This window comes from Sorangium sp. So ce128, from assembly GCF_051525245.1.
In the GTDB taxonomy this organism is placed as follows: Bacteria; Myxococcota_A; Polyangia; order Polyangiales; family Polyangiaceae; genus Sorangium; species Sorangium cellulosum_B.
The window spans coordinates 1615122-1633815 of sequence record NZ_CP150313.1; the positions used below are offsets into that span (position 1 = coordinate 1615122).

Annotated in this window: 15 protein-coding genes; 9 read left to right on the forward strand and 6 right to left on the reverse strand. The window is 72.6% G+C overall.

Translation table 11 applies throughout. The features are described from left to right. The first annotated feature begins 41 nt into the window (after positions 1-41). A complete protein-coding gene (locus WME82_RS06200; RefSeq protein ID WP_438042057.1) occupies positions 42-1427 on the forward strand; it encodes a hypothetical protein in 1386 nt (461 codons plus the stop codon). A 142-nt stretch (positions 1428-1569) separates the two neighbouring features. Continuing rightward, positions 1570-1806 (forward strand): hypothetical protein, encoded by a 237-nt coding sequence (locus WME82_RS06205; RefSeq protein ID WP_012233726.1) that lies wholly within the window; start codon positions 1570-1572, stop codon positions 1804-1806. On the opposite strand, the gene WME82_RS06210 is transcribed toward WME82_RS06205, so the two are convergent. The 4 genes from WME82_RS06210 to WME82_RS06225 form a co-directional block, all read right to left on the reverse strand. Further along, entirely contained in the window at positions 1797-3065 is a 1269-nt protein-coding gene (locus WME82_RS06210; protein WP_438042058.1) for a guanine deaminase, read from the reverse strand. The two genes, WME82_RS06205 and WME82_RS06210, sit on opposite strands and share 10 nt — an antisense overlap. Further along, on the reverse strand, positions 3062-3670 hold the full coding sequence (locus tag WME82_RS06215) for an SH3 domain-containing protein (RefSeq protein WP_438042059.1): 609 nt from the start codon (positions 3668-3670) through the stop codon (positions 3062-3064). Before WME82_RS06215 ends, WME82_RS06210 begins: the two co-directional genes overlap by 4 nt. A gap of 91 nt (positions 3671-3761) precedes the next feature. Then, positions 3762-4853, reverse strand: coding sequence for a formylglycine-generating enzyme family protein (locus WME82_RS06220; RefSeq protein ID WP_438042060.1), 1092 nt, complete (start codon positions 4851-4853; stop codon positions 3762-3764). A gap of 18 nt (positions 4854-4871) precedes the next feature. Then, complete coding sequence (locus tag WME82_RS06225) at positions 4872-7355, reverse strand: sulfatase-like hydrolase/transferase (protein WP_438042061.1); 2484 nt, start codon at positions 7353-7355, stop codon at positions 4872-4874. 297 nt (positions 7356-7652) lie between these two features. Between WME82_RS06225 and WME82_RS06230 the strand changes: the two genes are divergently transcribed. Continuing rightward, entirely contained in the window at positions 7653-8249 is a 597-nt protein-coding gene (locus WME82_RS06230; protein WP_438042062.1) for a Uma2 family endonuclease, read from the forward strand. Positions 8250-8323: 74 nt separating this feature from the next. Here the strand turns inward: WME82_RS06230 and WME82_RS06235 are convergent, their stop codons facing one another. Beyond that, positions 8324-9532, reverse strand: a complete 1209-nt coding sequence (locus WME82_RS06235; protein WP_438042063.1) for an FAD-dependent monooxygenase — start codon at positions 9530-9532, stop codon at positions 8324-8326. A 371-nt stretch (positions 9533-9903) separates the two neighbouring features. Here WME82_RS06235 and WME82_RS06240 point away from each other — a divergent pair, with 371 nt between their 5' ends. After that, positions 9904-11931, forward strand: coding sequence for a redoxin domain-containing protein (locus WME82_RS06240; RefSeq protein ID WP_438042064.1), 2028 nt, complete (start codon positions 9904-9906; stop codon positions 11929-11931). Then, positions 11928-12821: a hypothetical protein gene (locus WME82_RS06245; protein WP_438042065.1), complete on the forward strand. Its 894-nt coding sequence runs from the start codon at positions 11928-11930 to the stop codon at positions 12819-12821. Before WME82_RS06240 ends, WME82_RS06245 begins: the two co-directional genes overlap by 4 nt. A 21-nt stretch (positions 12822-12842) precedes the next feature. Here the strand turns inward: WME82_RS06245 and tsaA are convergent, their stop codons facing one another. Continuing rightward, positions 12843-13223, reverse strand: a complete 381-nt coding sequence (tsaA, locus tag WME82_RS06250) for a tRNA (N6-threonylcarbamoyladenosine(37)-N6)-methyltransferase TrmO (RefSeq protein ID WP_438042066.1) — start codon at positions 13221-13223, stop codon at positions 12843-12845. Between the two features lie 852 nt (positions 13224-14075). On the opposite strand from tsaA, the gene trpD reads away from it, so the two are divergent. From trpD to trpA, 4 genes are read left to right on the forward strand one after another with little or no spacing between them, the layout of a single operon-like run. Continuing rightward, positions 14076-15119, forward strand: coding sequence for an anthranilate phosphoribosyltransferase (gene trpD, locus WME82_RS06255; RefSeq protein WP_044967908.1), 1044 nt, complete (start codon positions 14076-14078; stop codon positions 15117-15119). After that, the gene (trpCF, locus tag WME82_RS06260) at positions 15112-16605 is read left to right on the forward strand and encodes a bifunctional indole-3-glycerol-phosphate synthase TrpC/phosphoribosylanthranilate isomerase TrpF (RefSeq protein WP_438042067.1); all 1494 of its coding nucleotides are present in this window, start codon (positions 15112-15114) and stop codon (positions 16603-16605) included. Before trpD ends, trpCF begins: the two co-directional genes overlap by 8 nt. Before the next feature lie 56 nt (positions 16606-16661). Continuing rightward, positions 16662-17855, forward strand: a complete 1194-nt coding sequence (gene trpB / locus WME82_RS06265; RefSeq protein ID WP_438042068.1) for a tryptophan synthase subunit beta — start codon at positions 16662-16664, stop codon at positions 17853-17855. Further along, the gene (gene trpA / locus WME82_RS06270; RefSeq protein ID WP_437867950.1) at positions 17852-18676 is read left to right on the forward strand and encodes a tryptophan synthase subunit alpha; all 825 of its coding nucleotides are present in this window, start codon (positions 17852-17854) and stop codon (positions 18674-18676) included. Before trpB ends, trpA begins: the two co-directional genes overlap by 4 nt. The last annotated feature ends 18 nt before the right edge of the window (positions 18677-18694 follow it).

Here is an 18694-nt window from a genome sequence, read left to right on the forward strand (position 1 = left end):
CGTCGCTGCGCATTGTCGCGTTCCCCAATTTGGAGGTCATTTTGAAGCTCTCGACGAAGACGCTTGTTGGGCTGGTTGGTCTGGGTTTGCTTGCGGCGGCGGCAGCCATCGGTGGGTGCTCCGGCGGGGGTGGTGGTGAGGCGAACCCCGGCAATAGCGGCTCTGGAAGCGGCAGCGGCAGCGGCGGCAGCGGCAGCAGCGGCGAGACGTCCGGGAGCGGGATCGGGGACGGCGGTGGGTTCGATGTCGACGCAGGGACCGGGGACAAGGACGCGTCGCTCAATGGCGATACGGCGTGCATCGCGACCCGATTGCAGGCCGATTACCAGCAGCGCCCGGCCGACATCATCTTCATCATCGACAACTCGGGGAGCATGACGGACGAGATCAACAGCGTCCAGCGGAACATCAACCAGAACTTCGCCTCGATCATCGCGGCGAGCAAGATCGATTACCGCGTCATCATGCTCTCGAGACACGGCAGCTCGACGCTGGAGCAATCGGTCTGCATCGAGGCGCCGCTCGGCAGCGGGAGCTGCTCGCCGGTTCCACAGAACCCGAACACCAACCCGCCGCACTTCTACCAGTACAACCAGGATATCGGCAGCCTCGACTCGCTCTGCATGGCGATCGACACGCTGAAGGGGGCGATCCAGCCCCGGGGCGAGACCACGTCGCCCGGGTGGTCGCAGTGGCTGCGGATGGACTCGCTGAAGGTGTTCGTGGAGATCACCGATGACGGCGTCGACTGCACGACGACGTCGCTCGGCGCGAACAAGGAGGCCTTCGATGACGGCGACATCAAGCTCCTCGACACCGCAGATGATGAAAACAAGAACGTCGCCGGTGGCACCCAGGCGGCAGAGCTCTTCGACGCGGCCCTGACGGCGGCCGCGCCGGAGTTCTTCGGCTCGAAGGACGCGCGCAACTACAAGTTCTTCAGCTTCGTGGGCATCAAGGAGAACGACCCACTGACCGCCCCCTGGCCGCCGGAGGCGCCAGCCACCTGGGAGCAGTGCCGGCCAGACTCGGTCGATCCCGGGACGACCTATCAGGTCCTCAGCGTCATGACCGGCGGGCTGAGATACCCGATCCAGCAGCACGCCACCTACGATGCGGTGTTCCAGGCCATCGCAGACAGCGTGATCTCGGGCGCAAAGCTGTCGTGCGAGATCGAGGTGCCCAAGGCGCCGGATGGGCACTCGATCGACCTGAAGACGGTGCAGATCGAGTTCACGCCGAGCGACGGCGGGCAAAAGAAGACCTTCTCCCAGGTGAAGAGCCTCGAGGAGTGCGCCGGGGCGTCCTCGTCCTTCTACATCGAGGAGGGGCTCATCAAGCTGTGCGAGGACACGTGCGCCATGGCGGCGCAAGACAACACCGCGGGCATGGAGCTGCTCTACGGCTGTTCGGTCAACCCGAACTGAGCGAGGAGGCGCTCCCGGGCGCGACACCCCGGGAGCGCCGCCATTTCGGGGCGTCCGGCCGGGCGAGCCCTCTCCGTGGAGGGATCGCGGGAGCCAGGCGCCCGCACCTGCTACCCTGCGCGAGAGGCAGATGCGGGTCGATGTGGCGTGCCGTGCCGGCCACGGCGGGAGCGAAGAGCCCGAGACGGTCACCCTGGGGGAGCGCCGCGTGCGGGTGACGGAGATCCTCGACCGGTGGCCCGGGGGCGATCACCTCTACTTCAAGGTGCGCGGGGACGACGGCGCACGGTACATCCTGCGGCGAGATTTCGAGATCCTCGTCTGGGAGCTCGAGGTCTATGAGGCGGCCGAGGACGAGAGGGGGACCGGTCAGGGGTAGACTGGCCGGCCGCGCACGAACGCGCGCTGGACGGTCGCGTCGGACGCGAAGACGAGGTGGTTCAGCGTCTCGGCCTCGCCGAGCACGTGCTCGGGGAAACGCACGGCGATGAAGTCCGCCTCCTTGCCGACGTCGAGGCTGCCGACGACGCGGCCGAGGCCAACGGCGTCGGCGGTGCCCTGCGTGGCCATGACGAAGAGATCCGCCGGGGTCAGGCGGTCGCCGAGGCAGAGGGCGTTGTCGAAGGCGCTCGACATGCTGCGGCGCATGTCGAAGCTGCGGCCAGCGCCGACGTCGCTGCCCAGCCCGACCGAGACCCCGCGCGCGCGCGGGTCGGAGAGGCGCATGCGGCCGCTGCCCAGGAAGAAGTTCGAGTCGGGGCAGTGGACGACCGAGGAGCCCGTCTCCGCGAGGCGGTCCCACTCGCGCGGCGAGAGGTGAATGGCATGCGCGAGCAGGGCGCGCCCGGTGAGCAGGCCGACGCGGTCGTAGACGTCGACGTAGTCGCGCGCCCAGGGGTGCGCGCGCAAGGTGGCCTCGCCCTCGGCCGGGTTCTCGGCGACGTGCGTCTGCACGAGGAGGCCGTGATCGCGGGCGAGCCGCGCGGCCGCCTCCATCAAGGGACGGGAGCAGCTCGGGGCAAAGCGGGGGGTGATCGCGAACTCGAGGAGGCCGCCGCCCTCTCCGTGCCAGCGCTGCGCGAGATCGCGGGCGGCGGCGATGGCCTCGTCGCGAGAGACGCGGAGCGCCTCCGGGCAGCTCTGGTCCATGAGCGTGAGGCCGGCGATGCCGCGCAAGCCGGCGGCCAAGAGGGCGCGGAACAGCCGGTCGGTCGCGCCGGCGCACGAGCTGGAGAAGACCACGCAGGTGGTCGTGCCCGACGCGAGCAGCCGGCTCGTGAACTCGCCGGCGACGAGCGCGGCATAGGCCTCGTCGCGGAAGCGCGCCTCCTCGGGGAAGACCGACCGCTCGAGCCAGTCGAGCAGCGGGCCGCTGGCGCTGCCGATGATGCGCGTCTGCGGGAAATGGACGTGCGCGTCGATGAAGCCCGGCATCAACACCGCAGGCCGCAGGTCCAGCACCGGCCCGCGGAAGGCGCCCGGTGCGAACGGCGCTGCCTGGGCGATCCGACCGTCGCTGCCGACCACGAGCAGCGCGTCGTCGATGGTTCGGACCCGAGCGCCGTCCGGCGACGCGGGGATCGGGGTGAGCAGGCGACCGCGGTAGGCGCGCGGCGACTCCAGCGGCCGCGCGCTCATCGGATGGCGATCTCGCTCCGGCGGGCCCAGCCCATGAGCAGCTCGCCCCCGCCGTTCGTCATGACGAGGGCCCACGCGCCCGACTCGCGCACGATCATCACGATCTCGCCCGCGGCGATGGCGCCGACCCGTGTGCCGTCCGCCCGCGGCTCGTCGAGCAGCGTGATGCCGCGCGAGGCGATGCCCGCCTGGAGGCGCGCAGGCGCGCCCGGGTCCTCCTCGTCGTCGAAGGCAGGGCCGTCGTCGTGAGGGGATGGCCGCTCGTCCGAGCCAGGATCGTCGTCGAACGGGAAACGAGGGTGGACCTGCGCGCGCCGGTCCGCCGGGGAACGCCCATCGAGGAGGTGCGCGAACCGGCCAGCGCTCTGCGCCGGCGAGCGATCGCCGGCGACCGCCCGGAACACGACTGGCGCCGTCGGGAGCAGCACGACGACGGCGGCGGCGAGGAGCGCGAGCCCGGTCAGCCGATCGAGCTGGCGCGCGCGCGGCGGGGCCGGCGCGGCGCCCGGCGGCTCCGCCCGGGCAGCGAGGCGCGTGCCGGCGTGCTCGGCGCGCACGTCGCGGGGGCCAGGCGAGGCGCCCTGTCCGGCGGGGGGGTGGTCCATCAGCGCAGAGGATACGCGCTGCGGCGAGCGCGGTCGACTGCGCGGCGGCGCGAGCTCCGATGACGCTCGACCCGCCGCGCCGGCGAGCGCGTCAGCGGACCTCGCGCGGCAGCGGGGCGGCGGCAGGATCGCCGGAGACGGCGCGCTCCGCGGGGACGCCGATCGTGGCGCCGCGGTCCGCGCAGCAGCGGAAGCCCTGCTGGTAAAACATGTGGTTCTCGTCGTGCGAGCGGGTCGAGGGGCGGCAGCGCGTGCGGACAGGACCCCAGTAGCCGCCCTTCAGGATGGAGGGGCGCTCGCCCTCGCGGACGGAACGGGTCCACTCATCGATGTTGCCGGTCATGTCGTAGACGCCGAAGGGGCTCCGGCAGCGGGGCTGGACGCCCGCCGCCATGCCTTGCCAGAGCCGGTCCATCTCGACCATGGCCGCGGGGCCGCCCCGCGGGCGCAGCGCGGTCTCGATGTACGGGCGCCATGCCTGATCGACGACGCACGCTTCAGGCTCGCGGACGTAACCGTAGGGGTAGGGGCGCGCCTCCTCGCCCTCGCAGGCGAAGGTCCACTCGGCCTCGTCGCAGAGGCGCTTGCCCTCCTCGGCGCAGAGCTCGTTCGCCTCGTAGAACGAGACGAGGATGAACGGATAGACGCCCTTCTGGTTGGGGTACTCGTAGCGATCCATGCAGAAGTGCATCGGCTTCGTGTCGAGGTCCTTCGACATCGAGAGCCACTTCTCGCGATCGAACTCCGCGCACCGCTCGGGGTAATCCCTGCTGATCCAGTGCTTGCAGGTGGTCCGCTGCATCTCGTCGATGGAGCGCAGGTCGCCCTGGGCCTTCGGGGCAGGGTCGAGCTTCATGAGGCCGGAGACCTCGACCATGCCCGTCGGGCAGGTGCCGCGGGTGCCCTCGATCTGGTCGGTGGCCTCGCGCGACTCGGCAGGCGACGAGGCGATCTGCCAGTGGCGATCGCGCACGAGGCGCCACTCGAACCGGAGGCGCCGCGGCAGCGAGCCCGTGATGGCGCCCGCGCCGAGCGTCAGCGGCACCGACGGCGCCTCCGCGAGCCGCACGACGAGCAGCGCGAGCGAGGCGAGGCCCAGCGCGAAGCCGACGGCGACGGCGGCGCGCAGCGCCCTCGCGCGGGGGGACGCGGGCTTCCGCGTCGAAGGGGCGAATCGGTGCATGATCCCTCGCAGTAAACTCTACTGCGAGGGAGACTCGAAGGCAGACAACTTTTGGCGGAGCCGCCCGAGGTCGGCCTCGAAGCGCCGCTCGCCGGACAGGTCGCGGGTCTCCCGGGGATCGCTCCCGAGATCGAACAGGAGCAGCCGGTCCCGCTTCTTGCGCTGGATCACGAGGAGCTTGAGCTGCCCGTCGACGATCGCGGCGCGGCGCGCCGTGCGCGCGAACACCGGTCCCCGGGGCGCGCGCTCGGCGCCGGCGGCGATCGCGGCCAGGGAGGCGCCTTCGACGGCCGTGGCCTCCGCGCCGCCGACGTCGAGGACGGTGGGCGCGATGTCGACCGTGCTCACCGGATGCGGGTAGCGGCCAGGCGCGGCGCCGGGGAGGGCGATGACGAGGGGGACGCGGATCGCCTCCTCGTAGAGCTCGACGCCGTGCCCCACGGGGCCGTGCTCGCCGAGCCCCTCGCCCTGCGAGCCGTGGACGATGACCGCCGTGCGGCCGGCGCGGGGGCCCCTCGCCACGGCGTCGAGCAGGGCGCCGAGCTGCCGGTCGACGTAGGCGATCTCGCCGTCGTAGGCGGCGGTCCTGCCGGCGCCGAAGCGGATGCCGGGGTGGGCGAGGTAGCGCTCGTGGGCGTCGAAGAGGTGGAGCCAGAGGAAGATCGGCTGGGTGCGCTGGGCAACCCCCTCGAGGAGCTCGATGGCCTTCTCGACCGCGAGGTGGCCTGTCGCCTCGCGCTCCGGGTGGGCGTCGCCGTAGACGGTCTCGAAGCGGTCGAACCCTTGATCGAAGCCGCGCTCCTGGCTGATCCACGTGAACGAGCTGACCGCGGCGGTGAGGTAGCCGGCGCGCTTCATGCGCTCCGCGAGGGTGTCGTTCTCGGGCAGCAGCGTGGGCCACTCGCGGCGGTCGCGCGCCGCTCGGTTGAGGCGGCGGCCGGTGACGAGCGGCGAGATGGCCCGCTGCGTCTCGCTCGAGGCGGCGTAGGCGCGCTCGAACAGCACGCCGCGGGCCGCGAGCTCGGCGAGCCGCGGGCTGGTGTCGCGGCCGTAGCCGTAGGCCGACGTGTGGTCGGCGCGGACCGTGTCGAGCGTGACGAGGAGGACGTCGGGGCGCGGCGGCGCGGCGGCGGGCGCGGGGGACGCAGGCGTGGTCCCGGCGGGGGTGATGGTCTTCGTCAGGACGGCCGGGACGACCGCGCCGCCCTCGTCGCGCCCGGCGGGCGTGGAGGCGGCGCGCACGTGCGCGGCCGGCGCGGCTCCGGCAGGAGCGGCCGGCGGGGCGCCGGCGGGAGCGGTCGGCGCGGCTCCGGAAGCGGCGGCAGGCGGGGCGCCGGCAGCGGTGGCAGGTGGGGCGCCGGCGGCCGCGGTCGTCAACGTGCCGGTCGGCGAGCCCGCGACGGCCCTGGCGGGCAGGGGGGCGGCGCCCTCGTGGGCCCCGTCGCTGCAGTCCTGATCGATGCCGTCGCCCGGCGTTTCCCGTGCGCCGTGATACCGGGTGGGATCGCCCTCGTCGCAGTCGAGGCCGCCGAAGTGCGAGCCCATCCCGTCGCCGTCGCGGTCGGTCCACTGCTCGAGCGCGCTGAAGAGGGTGGCCGCGAGCCCGCCGCCGGCGCGCACGGCCTGGCCGAGCGGGGGGAACGACTCGATCCGGGCGGTCGCGGTCATGAGGACCAGGGCGGCGAGCGGGACGCCCGCGACGCCGGCGATGCGGCCGACGGCCGCGCTGAGGTCGACGCTCGAGACGAGCGCGGTCGCCACGAGCGCGATGGCGCCGTCGACGATGGCGGCGCGCACGGCGGCCCCGGCGTCGCCGGTCGTGCTGGCCGCGTGGGCGGTGAGCGGAGCGAACGCGGCGACGAGGGGCACGACGCCGATGGCCGTGCCGGCGACGGCGAGGAGCCACGGCTTCACGCCGCGGGCGGCGAGGCGATCGCCGAGCGCGACGAGGCGCTGGGTGACGAGCGCCGCGGCCACGACGCCGGCGAGGCCGAGGACGCCGAAGGTCGCGCCGGCGAGGCCTCGGTGGTGGGTCGTCGCCTTGAGGAGGGCGGCGAGCGCGGCGAGCACCGGGAAGGCGACGCCGATCCAGAGCGCGACGCGGAGGACGGCGAGCCGCTCGCCGCCCGTGCCGACGATGCCGCGGAAGCCGCGGCCGGCCGCGCGCGAGAGGATGAGCGCGAGCGTGACGAGCGGGAGCAGGACGGCGGTGCCGACGAGGAGCCCGTCGAGGAAGGACGCGCCGGCGCGGGCGGTGCGGAGCGCGGTCGGCACGGCGGAGAGCGAGGCGACGCCGAGGCCGAGCACGCAGGCCTCGCCGAGGCGGGTCGTCCAGGCGCTGCGGCGCGGCGGGGGAGGGGCCGACCGCCCCGGCGGGGGGACGGACCGCCCCGGCGGCGCGCTCTGCCGGGCGGGCGGGCCGCTCGGCGATCGCGGCGGGACGCTGTCATGAGAGCCGGCGGCGCTCGGCGGCGGCGGGGGACCTGGTTCGGCGGTGATCATGGGCACGCAGGGGGGGAGGGCCGCGGGGGCGCCTCGCGAGGGCCTGTCGCGCCTGGCCGCGAGGTCGTGCGCCCTGGAGAACGGGGCCTACCATCGGTGTACCGGGCCGCAAAGTATCCTGCGGGAGCGGACGAGCCGGGGGCGCCGGCGGCCGCAACCCGGAAGCGGCGCGCTCGCAGTCGAGGCTGCGCCACGCGAGGCCGGCAAGACGGCTGCACGGATGCGCCAGGAGCCTGCGCGGCGCCTGGCACGTGCCCGCTGGCGGGCTCCGCGCGGGTACGGCACGATGGTGGAGCCGTGTCGCTCCCCGCGCGCAAGCTCGCCACGATCGCGGATCTGCTGGCCGTCCCCGAGGCGCAGCGCTTCCACGAGATCATCGACGGCGAGCTCGTCCCGAAGGCGATGCCTTCGCCGAAGCACGGCGGCGCCCAGGCATCGCTCGCCGGGATCGTGTTCCGCCCCTACAACCGGCGGCCTGGCGGTCGCTGGCCAGGAGGGTGGTGGTTCGCCACCGAGGTCGAGGTGCAGTTCGAGGAGCACGAGGTCTACCGCCCCGACGTGGCGGGCTGGCGGCGTGAGCACCTCCCCGAGCTGCCCGAGAAGACGCCGATCCTCGTGCGGCCCGACTGGGTTTGCGAGGTGCTGAGCGTCTCGAACACGCGCAACACGCGCAATGACCTCGTGAAGAAGATGCGCACATACCACCGGTGCAAGGTGCCCCATTACTGGATCGTGGATCCAATGAACGAGGTGCTCGCCGTGCATCGCTGGATGGATGACGGATACCTGAACGTGCTCACGGCAGAGCGGGGCGAGCGCGTCAGCGCAGAGCCGTTCGACGCGATCACGTGGTCCGTCGGGGCGCTCTTCGGAGACGATCCGGACGAGGAGTAGAGCGGCGTCTCGCCGAGAGGGGGCACCGCGCGGTCGCGCAGAGCGCCCTCGACGGCGCGCCCCTCCCGGGCTGGTCAGGCCTGAGGCCGAGCCGGCGGGGCGTTCGTGAGCGCGCTCATCGGCAGTCCGCTGGACCAGCCCCTCGCCATGCCCTGCACCATGGCCTCGTAGTCGGTCGCCTTGCTCCTGCGATCCCTCGCCTCGCAGAGCGCAGGATCGGTCGCGAACAGCGAGCGCGCCAGGTCGCGGGCGCCCGCGTTGATCGCGGCGTTCTTGGCGTGGCGGCGCTTCGTGAAGGCGGTGAACGCCTCCTCGAGGGAGGCCGCGCTGCCCAGGCAGTCGGCCAGGTGCCAGGCGTCCTCGAGGGCCTGACTGGCGCCTTGGCCCGACGTGGGCAGCGCCGCGTGCGCGGCGTCGCCGATCAGCAAGACGTTGTCTCGATGCCACGCGTCGATGGGATCGTGATCGTGGACGTAGATCTTGTTCATGCGCTCGGGGGGCGTCTCCTCGATCAATTCCGGTATCGGGCTCGGCCACCCGCGGAAGAGGGCGCGGAGCTCGGCCCGGTAATCTGCTGGCTCCCTGCCCCGAGCTTCAGGGCAGGCCGCGGCGCCGGCCCAGTACGCCTTCGACCGAGATACGGGCACGACGCCGAAGCGCACGCCGACACCCCAGCAGTCCATCACCTCGATCTGCGATTCCGAGAACACCGCGCGATCGCTCTCGAACGTGCCAAGCCAGTTGACGAAGCCCTGATATCTCGGGCGATTGTCGCCGTGCACGAACGCCCTCGCGACCGATCTCATCCGCCCGTCCGCTCCGAGGATCACGTCCGCCGCGACGGTCGCTCCGTTCGCGAAGTGAACGCTCGCCGAGCCGGTGGCCGAGGGCTCGATGCGATCGGCGGCGTGCCCGTACCGCACGCGGACACCCAGCTCGGTGACGCGCGACAGCAGCGCCGCCTGGAGCTCTCTCCTCAGCACCGAGAGGCTCGGGGATCCCATGAGCTGGTCCAGCTTCCGGATGTCCAGCGCGCCGAGCTCCTCGCCGGTCCACGAGACCCTCCGCATCCGGGTCGGGCGCCCCGCCAGCCCGGCGACCGATTCCAGGAGCCCGAGCTCCTGGAGCACGAACGAGGCGTTTGGCCAGCAGACGATCCCCGCGCCGATGTCCGTCGGCGCAGCGTGTCGCTCGAAGACCTCGACCTCGAACCCCCGTCCGGCGAGGGCGATCGCCGCGCTCAGCCCGGCGATCCCGCCTCCAAGAACCGCACTCCTCAACATGAACCTTCCCGTGCTCTCTCGTGGCCTCCCTGCGACCACGACCCTTCCAGCGACGCTGCCGGGCGTTCCCTACCACATGCCCCGCGCGCCGCACGCGGGGCCGTTCCGAGGCCTGCGTCCTCGGTGACGCGTCATGTTCGGTCGCCCAGGCCCTCGAGCCGCGGAGGCCGCCCCCATCCGAGTCGCCGCTCCCGACCTCGACCCCACCTGGTCCGGACGGCGCAACGGCGGACACCGTCGGAGATGTGCGCCGGCGCAGCCGCGACCCCGGTTCTCCTTGCCCATGCCCCCCCGGCGACTTGTATCGTCGCAAAGACGCTGCCCTTGCTTCATCAGCCGCCCTGTCCTTCATCCCCTTCAAGGAGCTCTTCATGACGCCGCTGCGACGCCGCGCTTCCGTCTCGGCGCTGATCTTGCTCGCCGTGTCCGCCTGCGGAGACGACGATGTGGTGAGCGAGACCGGGCTGTCGTGCGGTCCAGGCACGAAGGCCGAAGGCGGCGTGTGTGTGCCTTCAGCGACGAGCCCCGGTGTCGTCTGCGGCGAGGGCACCGAGGACGTCGACGGCGCGTGTGTGCCTTCGGCGACGAGCCCCGGTGTCGTCTGTGGCGAGGGCACCGCGGACGTAGGCGGGGAATGCGTCCCGACAGCGCTCCAGCCCGGGCATTTCCTGAGCCCGCTGGTGCAGCTGCAGAGCTTGCACGAAGTCGGGAGCCATACGGATGAGGTCCGCGTCCGCGACGATGACTTGCTCCTCAATTGCAGCTACACATTCAACGTCATCGATGCGGAGGACCCCGCCGACATGGAGGTGCTCGCGGGGGGGCTCAAGCACACAATCCCCGGCGACACCCGCACGCCCGGCTGCAAGCACCTCGCCTGGGACGGCGATCTCGTCTTCACCACGCACCTCGGCAACATCCGGAACCCGGCCTTCCTGAGCGGCTGGGACATCAGCGATCCCGAGGCCCCGGTGCAGCTCCCCGTCCTGCAGGAGGAGGGGATCAGCTACGAGGGAGTCGACGTCGCGAACCACAACATCTTCGTGGGGCTGCACGGAGATGGCCTCGGCGTCTACCGCTACGACGGCGCGGTCGGGTTCACGCGGGTCGGCAGCCTGGGTGGATTCACCAATGCGTGGGGGGTCGCGGCGCGCGACAACCATGTCTTCGTCGCCGACGGCGTGGACGGGCTCGTCACGGTCGACGCGACGGACCCGACGGCGCCGGTGGAGCTCGGGCGCGTGGCGACCGGCGGCCAGGCGAAGGGCGTCGTCGTGGACGGCGACTTCGCTTATGTGGCGGCGGGCTCTGCGGGCGTCGCCGTTGTCGACATCTCCGACCTCGCGCGCCCGGTCGTTGTCGGTCGCGCCGAGATGCCCGGGACGCCGCTCCGCCTGGCCTACTCCGGGCGCCGCCTCTTCGTCGCCGCGTGGAACGACGTGCGCGTGTACGACGTGTCCACGCCCGCCGCCCCGACCTTCATCGCGGCCGTGCGCATCCCGAGGGCGTTCGAGTACGACGATCCGGATCGCGAGCTCCCCACGATGCGCACCTTCGGCGTCGCCGCCCGGGGTCAGGACGTGTTCATCGGCACCTGGGAGAACCCATATTCCTACCGCCTCGAGCCGGACCGCCTCGCCCCCAACCTCCGTCTCCCGGAATCCGCCGCGCGGATCGATTTCGGCCCGGTCGCGGCCGGGGACACGAAGACGCTCCCGCTCGAGGTCACGAACCAGGGGACGGCGCCGCTCACGCTGGTGGACAACTGGGTCAGCGGCTCCGCGTTCAGCGTCGAGCCGCGCCAGGCCCGGATCGCGCCCGGCGAGAAGATCGAGCTCAACGTGACCTACCTCGCCTCGGCGACGGACCAGGAGATCGGCTATCTCCACATCACCTCGGACGACCCTGCGGCCCCGGTGCGGAAGACCTACCTCGTCGGCAACGCGCCCGGCGTGAGCGTCGGGGCGCCCCTGCCCGCGACCACGGGCACGATGCTGGACGGCACGACATGGACCTCGGAGGAGTCGGCAGGGGGCGTGCTTCTGCTCACCTACTTTGCCACCTTCTGTCCGGTCTGCGCCAACCACCTGCCGGACACCGAGGAGCGGTTCTGGCGGAAGTACAAGGACCAAGGCCTGCAGATCGTCGCCCTCAACCCGAGGGAGCCGGTCGATCAGATCGGCCAGGTGCAGGCGTATTGCGACAACATCAAGGTCAGCTTCCCGGTCGGGCTCGAGGAGACCGCGAGCACCTACGCCGCCGTGACGTCCAATTTCCCCGGCCCCAACCCGTTCCCGGTCGACGTGATCGTCGGCAAGGACGGCATCGTCCGGTATGTCACGCATGAGTACGATCCGGATGCGATGACGGCTGTCATCGAGCAGGCGCTGGCCGAATGATGAAGCGCGCCCTGCTCCTGGTGGTCGCGCTGATTGCGTCCGGTTGCGACGGAGGCGGCGGCTCGACCAGCGGGGCGGGGGACGCCAGCGGCGGCGCTGCGACGGGCGGCGGCGCCGGAGGCGGCGGCGCAGCGACCAGCGGCGGCGGCGCAGCGGGAGGCGGCGGCGCGGCGGGCGGCTCCGGCGCCGGCGGCGCGCCGGCGGGTCCAGGCGTGACCGGCGTGCTCGCGGACGAGGCGGGACAGCCCATCGGCGGAGCCACCGTGCTGTTTTGCAATACCGCGGTCTGCTACTCGGACCGATCGAGGGCGGATGGTCGCTTCACCTTCCTCTGCGACGCGGAGCCGCCTGTCGACTTCGTGGTGAAGTCGATGGAGGACCCGGGCACGACGCCGCGCCGGGGAACGACCATGTTCCCGCTGCGCTTCACCGACGTGGTCACCGTCGACGCGGGATCGCTCTTCGTGCCGCACCTGCCCGCGGGCGCCGTCCTCGGGCCGAACAGCGACGATCCGCAGGTCCTGGAGGTCGGCGATGGCCTTCAGCTCACCGTGAACCGCGCCGCGCTCGCGGCGCCGCTCGGCGAGGCCCTCCACGACATCGCGGCCCGGAGGATCCCGCCGGAGCGCGTGCCACCGCTCCCCGATCTCGGCGGGGAGGAGATCGTGGCGGTCTACGCGCTCTACCCGTTCGCGACGACCAGCGACTCGCCCGTCGGGGTCCAGGCCCCCTCGGACCTGGCGCCAGGAACGCCCGTGAGGTTCCGGACCATGAGCGAGTACGACGGCAAGCTCTCGGCGCCGGCCGCAGGGGAGGCCGACGGCGCGGCCGTCAAGACGGCGCCGCTCTCCGGGATCGACGAGCTCACCTGGATCGTGATCTCCAGGTAGCGATCATCGCACCGCTGTTCCTCACGTCAGGACCGGCTTGATGTCGACGACCGGTGTGCCGTCGATGGCCTCGATGGGCCCGATGCGCAGGCGGTCGCCGTCGATGGCACGGACAAAGGCGGGATGGAGGCCGAGAGGGTTCGGTCTGTCCGGAGATCGCGTCGCGAAGACGCCCGTGAGCGGATTGCGCGCGTCGGACCGCGGGTGGACTCGGAGGACGTCGCGACGCGCCTGGTGAAACCACGTGATGACGATGATCTCGTCCCCGACGGCGAGGCCGTGCAGCCCTTCCGCCGCCCACGGGTACACCTCGATCCAGGCATCCGGCGCTCCCTCCGAGCCTTGCCTGGGCGCCTCGCTGCGCTCCTTGAGCAAGGACCGGATCACGCCGACCGGGCGCATCCGAGCGCCATCCAACGCCGCCTCGAGCGCCATCGTGCTCATGGAGGGGAAGGGAACGCCAGACGATGCACGGGTGTCAACGGCGAATCGTCACGCGCGCTAACTCTCCGGGTTTCAGCGTGATCGGTGTTCTAAACGATGCCTGCCATGCGATATTCCACATCGGTTATCGCGTCTGCCCCATGACGGATGGGATGCGGCGCCGGCCCGAGCGCGCAGACATCTTCGGCAGTGTGTCTCTGTCTTCACGGTCTACCGAGCTTCACGGTCTACCGAGGCGCCGACGAGGGCCCGTATCCCGCGCCGGCCTTCAGCCCGCTGTCCACCGTCGCGACGCCGGCGCTGGCCGCCCGCGAGGGCACGAGGACCGTCCTGCGGAGGCGTCGCCAGCGGGTGGCGGTGGAGAGCGCGGAGGCCTCGGAGGTTCGCTGATCCGAGGAAGCTCGGGCCACGGCGGCTGAAGCGGCGGCTCGAGGCGCGCGCGGAACCCGCTTGACGCTCGTCGCGCCCGCAAGCTATGTTCCCCGCATGCCCCGCGCGCTCCCCGCGTCCTGCGCTCGCCGCTGCTCCGAGGCCTTCGTCCTCGGCGGCGCGTCGCGCTCGGCCGCCGAGGTGGGTTCGTGCGTGGCAGGGCTGCGCTGGTGGCGCTGGTGCTCTACTAAGGCGGGCCCTTACCCCGGGTAACGCGCCTCCCTGCAGGGAGGACGACCTGAAGGAAAGAAGAAAGAGGGCCCGCCGAACAACGGTGGGCCTTTTCGCTTTTGTCCGCTATGCAGGGCGCCGCAGCGCGACGCCCGAGTCCCGAGGATCCGTGTCTGCCAGAACAGCCGTGAAGATGAGGAGAGAACCATGATGCATGCAGTCATCGATGCGCTCTGCGCCGGCGTCGACCTCTCCGCGGAGCAGACCGAGGCGCTGTTCCGCGACCTGATCGCCGGGGCGCTGACGGAGATCGAGCTCTCCGCGCTGTTCGTGGCGCTCAAGGCGAAGGGCGAGACCCCCGCCGAGATCGCGGGCGCGGCGCGCGCGCTCCGGGGGACGTCGGTGCCGTTCGCGCGGCCGGCTTATGTCTATGCCGACTGCTGCGGCACCGGCGGAGACGGGCAGTCCACCGTGAACGTGTCGACGGCCGTCGCCTTCGTCGCGGCCGAAGCAGGCCTGCCGGTCGCCAAGCACGGCAACCGCTCGGTCTCCTCCCAGTGCGGCTCCGCCGACGCGCTCGAGGCGCTCGGCGCCCGGCTCGACCCGCCGGCCGAGGTCTCGCGCCGCGCCCTCGATGAGGTCGGCTTCTGCTTCCTCTTCGCGCCGCAGTACCACGCCGGGCTCCGCCACGCGATGCCCGTGCGCCGCGCCCTCAAGGTGCGCACGATCATGAACCTGCTCGGCCCCCTCGTGAACCCGAGCGCGCCGCCGATCCAGGTGATGGGCATCTACGATCCGGAGCTCGTCACCCACGCCGCGCGCACGCTCGGCATGCTCGGGTGCCAGGCCGCGCTCGTCGTCCACGGCGGGGGGCTCGACGAGGTCGCCCTGCACGCCCCGACGCGCGCGGCCCGGCTCCGCGATGGGGTCGTCGAGGAGCTCTTGATCGACCCGGCCGACGCGGGGGTCGCGCCGGCGCCGATCGAGGCGCTCCGGGGCGCCGGCCCGGCGGCGAACGCGGCGTGGCTCCGCGACCTGCTCGCCGGGCGCGGCGCGCCCGCGCACCGCGACGCCGTCGCGATCAACGCCGGCGCGCTGCTCTGGATCGCCGGGCGCGCCGAGGGGCTGCGGGAGGGGACGGCCCTGGCGCTCGAGGCGCTGGGCTCCGGGCGCGCGGCGGAGCGGCTCACGCGCTTCGTGGCGCTGAGCCGGGACGGGGCCCAGGAAGCGCGGAAGGAGGCGAAACATGGCTGAGCAGGGCAATGTGCTCGCGCGCATCGTGGAGCGGAAGCGGGCGGACGTGGCGGAGCGCGAGCGGCGGACCCCGCTCGCCAGCCTGCGGGCGAACGCGCCGCCCACCTCGCGGAGCCTCCGGCGCGCGCTCTCCGCGCCGGGCGCGCGGTTCGTCCTGGAGTGCAAGAAGGCCTCTCCGTCCGAGGGCCTCATCCGGCCGGATTTCGACCCGCACGCCGTCGCCGCCGCGTACTACGGCGTCGCCGACGCGGTGAGCGTGCTGACCGACGAGCCCTTCTTCCAGGGCAGCTTCGAGATCCTCCAGGCCGTGCGCGCGGTCGTGGACGTCCCGATCCTCTGCAAGGACTTCGTCGTGGCGCCCTACCAGGTGATCGAGGCGCGGGCGAACGGCGCGGACGCGATCCTGCTCATGCTGTCGGTGCTGGACGACGCGACCGCGCTCCTGTGCCTGGGCGCCGCCGAGGCGCTCGGCATGGACTGCCTCGTCGAGGTCCACGACGAGGCGGAGCTCGAGCGCGCGCTCGCGCTGCCCGCGCCCGTGATCGGCATCAACAACCGCGATCTCAAGACGCTCAAGGTCGATCTCGCCGTCTCGGAGCGGCTCGCCCCGCGCGTGCCGCGCGATCGCATCGTCATCGCGGAGTCGGGCGTCGAGTCGCGCGCCCACGTGGAGCGGCTCGCGCCCTCGGTGGACGGGTTCCTCGTCGGCACGTCGCTCATGCGCAGCCCCGACATCGCGGACGCCGCGCGCGCGCTGGTGACCGGCAGGGTGAAGATCTGCGGCCTGACCCGGCCCGGGGACGCCCGCGAGGCGGAGCGGCTCGGGGCCCGCTTCGGCGGCCTCGTCTTCGCCGAGAGCTCGCCGCGGCGGGTGACGCGCGAGCAGGCCGAGATCGTGGTCGCCACGGCCGCGGGGCTGCCCTTCGTCGGCGTTTTCCTCAATCAATCCGTGGACTTCGTCGCCGATACGGCGCGGGCGATCGGGCTGCGCGCCGTGCAGCTCCACGGCGACGAGGACGCCGCGTTCATCGAGGCGCTGCGGCGCGAGCTCCCCGAGGGGTGCGAGGTCTGGAAGGCGGTCCCGATGGCGCCGTCCGGGGAGGCCGCCGGCGCGGCGGGCGCCGCGGGCGCGGCCGGCGAGGCGGGCGACGACGGCGCGGGCGCGGAGGTCGAGCGCAGCGCCGATCGGCTGGTCTTCGACACGCGCACGGCGGAGGCGCGGGGAGGCACGGGGCGGACGTTCGCCTGGAGCGCGATCGACGGCCACCCGGCGCGCGCGCGGAGCTTGCTCGCGGGCGGGCTGAACCCGGACAACATCGCCGCGGCGCGCCGGGTCGGGACGTGGGGGCTCGACGTCGCGTCGGGCGTCGAGCGCGCGCCCGGCGAGAAGTGCGCCGACCTGCTCGTGCGCCTGTTCGACAGCGCGCGCGGCCCGTCGCGCCACGACCATGACGCCGCGGCCCCGGCGGACCGCGCCTCCCCCTGACGGCAGCTCTCACGACGCACAACGCACAACGCACCACCGACGATCGAGGCAATCACATGCAGCAAAGCGGCCGCTTCGGCGCCTTTGGCGGCGCCTATGTCCCGGAGATCCTCGTGCCCGCGCTCGAGCAGCTCGAGCGCGCGTACCTGGAGGCGCGCGGCGATCCGTCGTTCGCGGCGGAGTTCGACGCCTTGCTGACGACCTACGCGGGGCGACCGACGCCGCTCACCCTGTGCCGCAACCTGACCGGCGATCCGCGCGTGAAGCTGTACCTCAAGCGCGAGGACCTGCTCCACGGCGGCGCGCACAAGACGAACCAGGCGCTCGGCCAGGGGCTGCTCGCGCGGCGCATGGGCAAGCGGCGGCTCATCGCCGAGACCGGGGCCGGCCAGCACGGCGTCGCGACCGCCATGATCGGGGCCCTGCTCGGCATGCCCACGCGCATCTACATGGGCGCGAAGGACGTCGAGCGGCAGCGGCTCAACGTCTTCCGGATGCGCCTCATGGGGGCCGAGGTGGTGCCCGTGACCTCGGGCTCGCAGACGCTGAAGGACGCCCTCAACGAGGCGCTGCGCTACTGGACCGAGAGCTACGAGGACACGCATTACCTGATCGGGACGGTCGCCGGGCCTCACCCGTTCCCCACGATCGTGCGCGATTTCCAGTGGGTGATCGGCCGCGAGGCGCGCGCCCAGATCCTGGAGGCCGAGGAGCGCTTGCCAGACGCGGTGGTCGCGTGCGTGGGCGGCGGCAGCAACGCCATGGGGATCTTCTCCGAGTTCATCCCGGACAAGGACGTGGCGCTCGTCGGCGTGGAGCCCGCCGGCCACGGCCTGTCGACCGCCATGCACGGGGCGACGCTCCTCAAGGGCCGCCCGGGGGTGCTGCACGGGTCGGAGACCTACATCCTCCAGGACGAGCACGGACAGGTCGCCGAGACGCACTCGGTCTCGGCGGGGCTCGACTACCCCGGCGTCGGGCCGGAGCACGCGCACCTCATGACGTCGGGCCGGGCGACGTACGTCGCGGCGACCGACGACGAGGCGCTCGACGCGTTCCAGCGGCTCGCGCGCAGCGAGGGCATCATCCCGGCGTTCGAGTCGGCGCACGCGATCGCGCACGCGCTGAAGATGGTGGCGGAGGCGGCGCAGGCAGGGCGCGAGACGGTGCTCGTCGTGAACCTGTCGGGCCGCGGAGACAAGGACATGGAGCAGGCGCAAAAGCTGCTCGATCCCGGGAGGTCGACATGAGTCGGGAGACGGTGACGACGCGCTACGATCGCGCATTCGAGCGGCTGCGGCAGCGCGGCGAGGGGGCGTTCATCCCCTTCCTGATGCTGGGGGATCCGGACCTCGCCACGAGCGCGCGGCTGCTGCGCGCGGCCGTGGAGGGCGGCGCGGACGCGATCGAGGTCGGGATCCCCTTCTCGGATCCGATCGCGGACGGCCCGACGATCCAGGCCGCGGCCGTGCGGGCGCTCGAGGCCGGCGTGAGGCCGGGCGACTGCATCGAGCTCCTGGCGCGGTTCCGGGCGGAGGCGCCGGAGGTGCCGATCGGCATCCTGACGTACGCGAACCTCGTGAAGCACCGCGATCTGGCGGGCTTCTACGCGTCAGTGGCCGCGGCCGGGGTCGACAGCGTGCTCGTCGCCGACGTGCCGGTGAGAGAGTCGGATCCGTACGTGGCGGCGGCGCGCGCCGTGGGGGTGGCGCCGGTGCTGATCGCGCCGCTGAACGCCTCGGAGGCCACGCTGCAGCGGCTCGCGGAGCGGTGCAGCGCGTACACGTACTGCGTGACGCGCAAGGGCGTGACGGGGGCGGACGAGCAGCTGCGCCTGGGCCACGGGGCGCTCTTCGAGACGCTGCGCAGGTTCGGCGCGCCGCCCGCGATCCTGGGGTTCGGCATCTCGAAGCCCGAGCACGTGCGCGACGCCCTCGCCGCCGGGGCGTTCGGCGTGGTCAGCGGGTCCGCGGTCGTGCAGCGGGTCTCGGCGAACCTCGGTGATCCCGAGGCGGCCGCGCGCGCCGTCGCGAGCTTCGTCCGCGAGATGAAGGCGGCGACGGCGCGCTGAGCGCGCCGGGTTCCACCC

Excerpts from the sequence above, each read along its gene's own strand:
- WME82_RS06210 (WP_438042058.1), bottom strand. The coding sequence starts at position 3,065 with ATGAGCGCGCGGCCGCTGGAGTCGCCGCGCGCCTACCGCGGTCGCCTG.
- WME82_RS06215 (WP_438042059.1), bottom strand. The coding sequence starts at position 3,670 with ATGGACCACCCCCCCGCCGGACAGGGCGCCTCGCCTGGCCCCCGCGAC.
- WME82_RS06220 (WP_438042060.1), bottom strand. The coding sequence starts at position 4,853 with ATGCACCGATTCGCCCCTTCGACGCGGAAGCCCGCGTCCCCCCGCGCG.
- WME82_RS06225 (WP_438042061.1), bottom strand. The coding sequence starts at position 7,355 with ATGATCACCGCCGAACCAGGTCCCCCGCCGCCGCCGAGCGCCGCCGGC.
- WME82_RS06235 (WP_438042063.1), bottom strand. The coding sequence starts at position 9,532 with ATGTTGAGGAGTGCGGTTCTTGGAGGCGGGATCGCCGGGCTGAGCGCG.
- WME82_RS06240 (WP_438042064.1), top strand. The coding sequence starts at position 9,904 with ATGACGCCGCTGCGACGCCGCGCTTCCGTCTCGGCGCTGATCTTGCTC.
- WME82_RS06245 (WP_438042065.1), top strand. The coding sequence starts at position 11,928 with ATGATGAAGCGCGCCCTGCTCCTGGTGGTCGCGCTGATTGCGTCCGGT.
- tsaA (WP_438042066.1), bottom strand. The coding sequence starts at position 13,223 with ATGCGCCCGGTCGGCGTGATCCGGTCCTTGCTCAAGGAGCGCAGCGAG.
- trpD (WP_044967908.1), top strand. The coding sequence starts at position 14,076 with ATGCATGCAGTCATCGATGCGCTCTGCGCCGGCGTCGACCTCTCCGCG.
- trpCF (WP_438042067.1), top strand. The coding sequence starts at position 15,112 with ATGGCTGAGCAGGGCAATGTGCTCGCGCGCATCGTGGAGCGGAAGCGG.
- trpB (WP_438042068.1), top strand. The coding sequence starts at position 16,662 with ATGCAGCAAAGCGGCCGCTTCGGCGCCTTTGGCGGCGCCTATGTCCCG.
- trpA (WP_437867950.1), top strand. The coding sequence starts at position 17,852 with ATGAGTCGGGAGACGGTGACGACGCGCTACGATCGCGCATTCGAGCGG.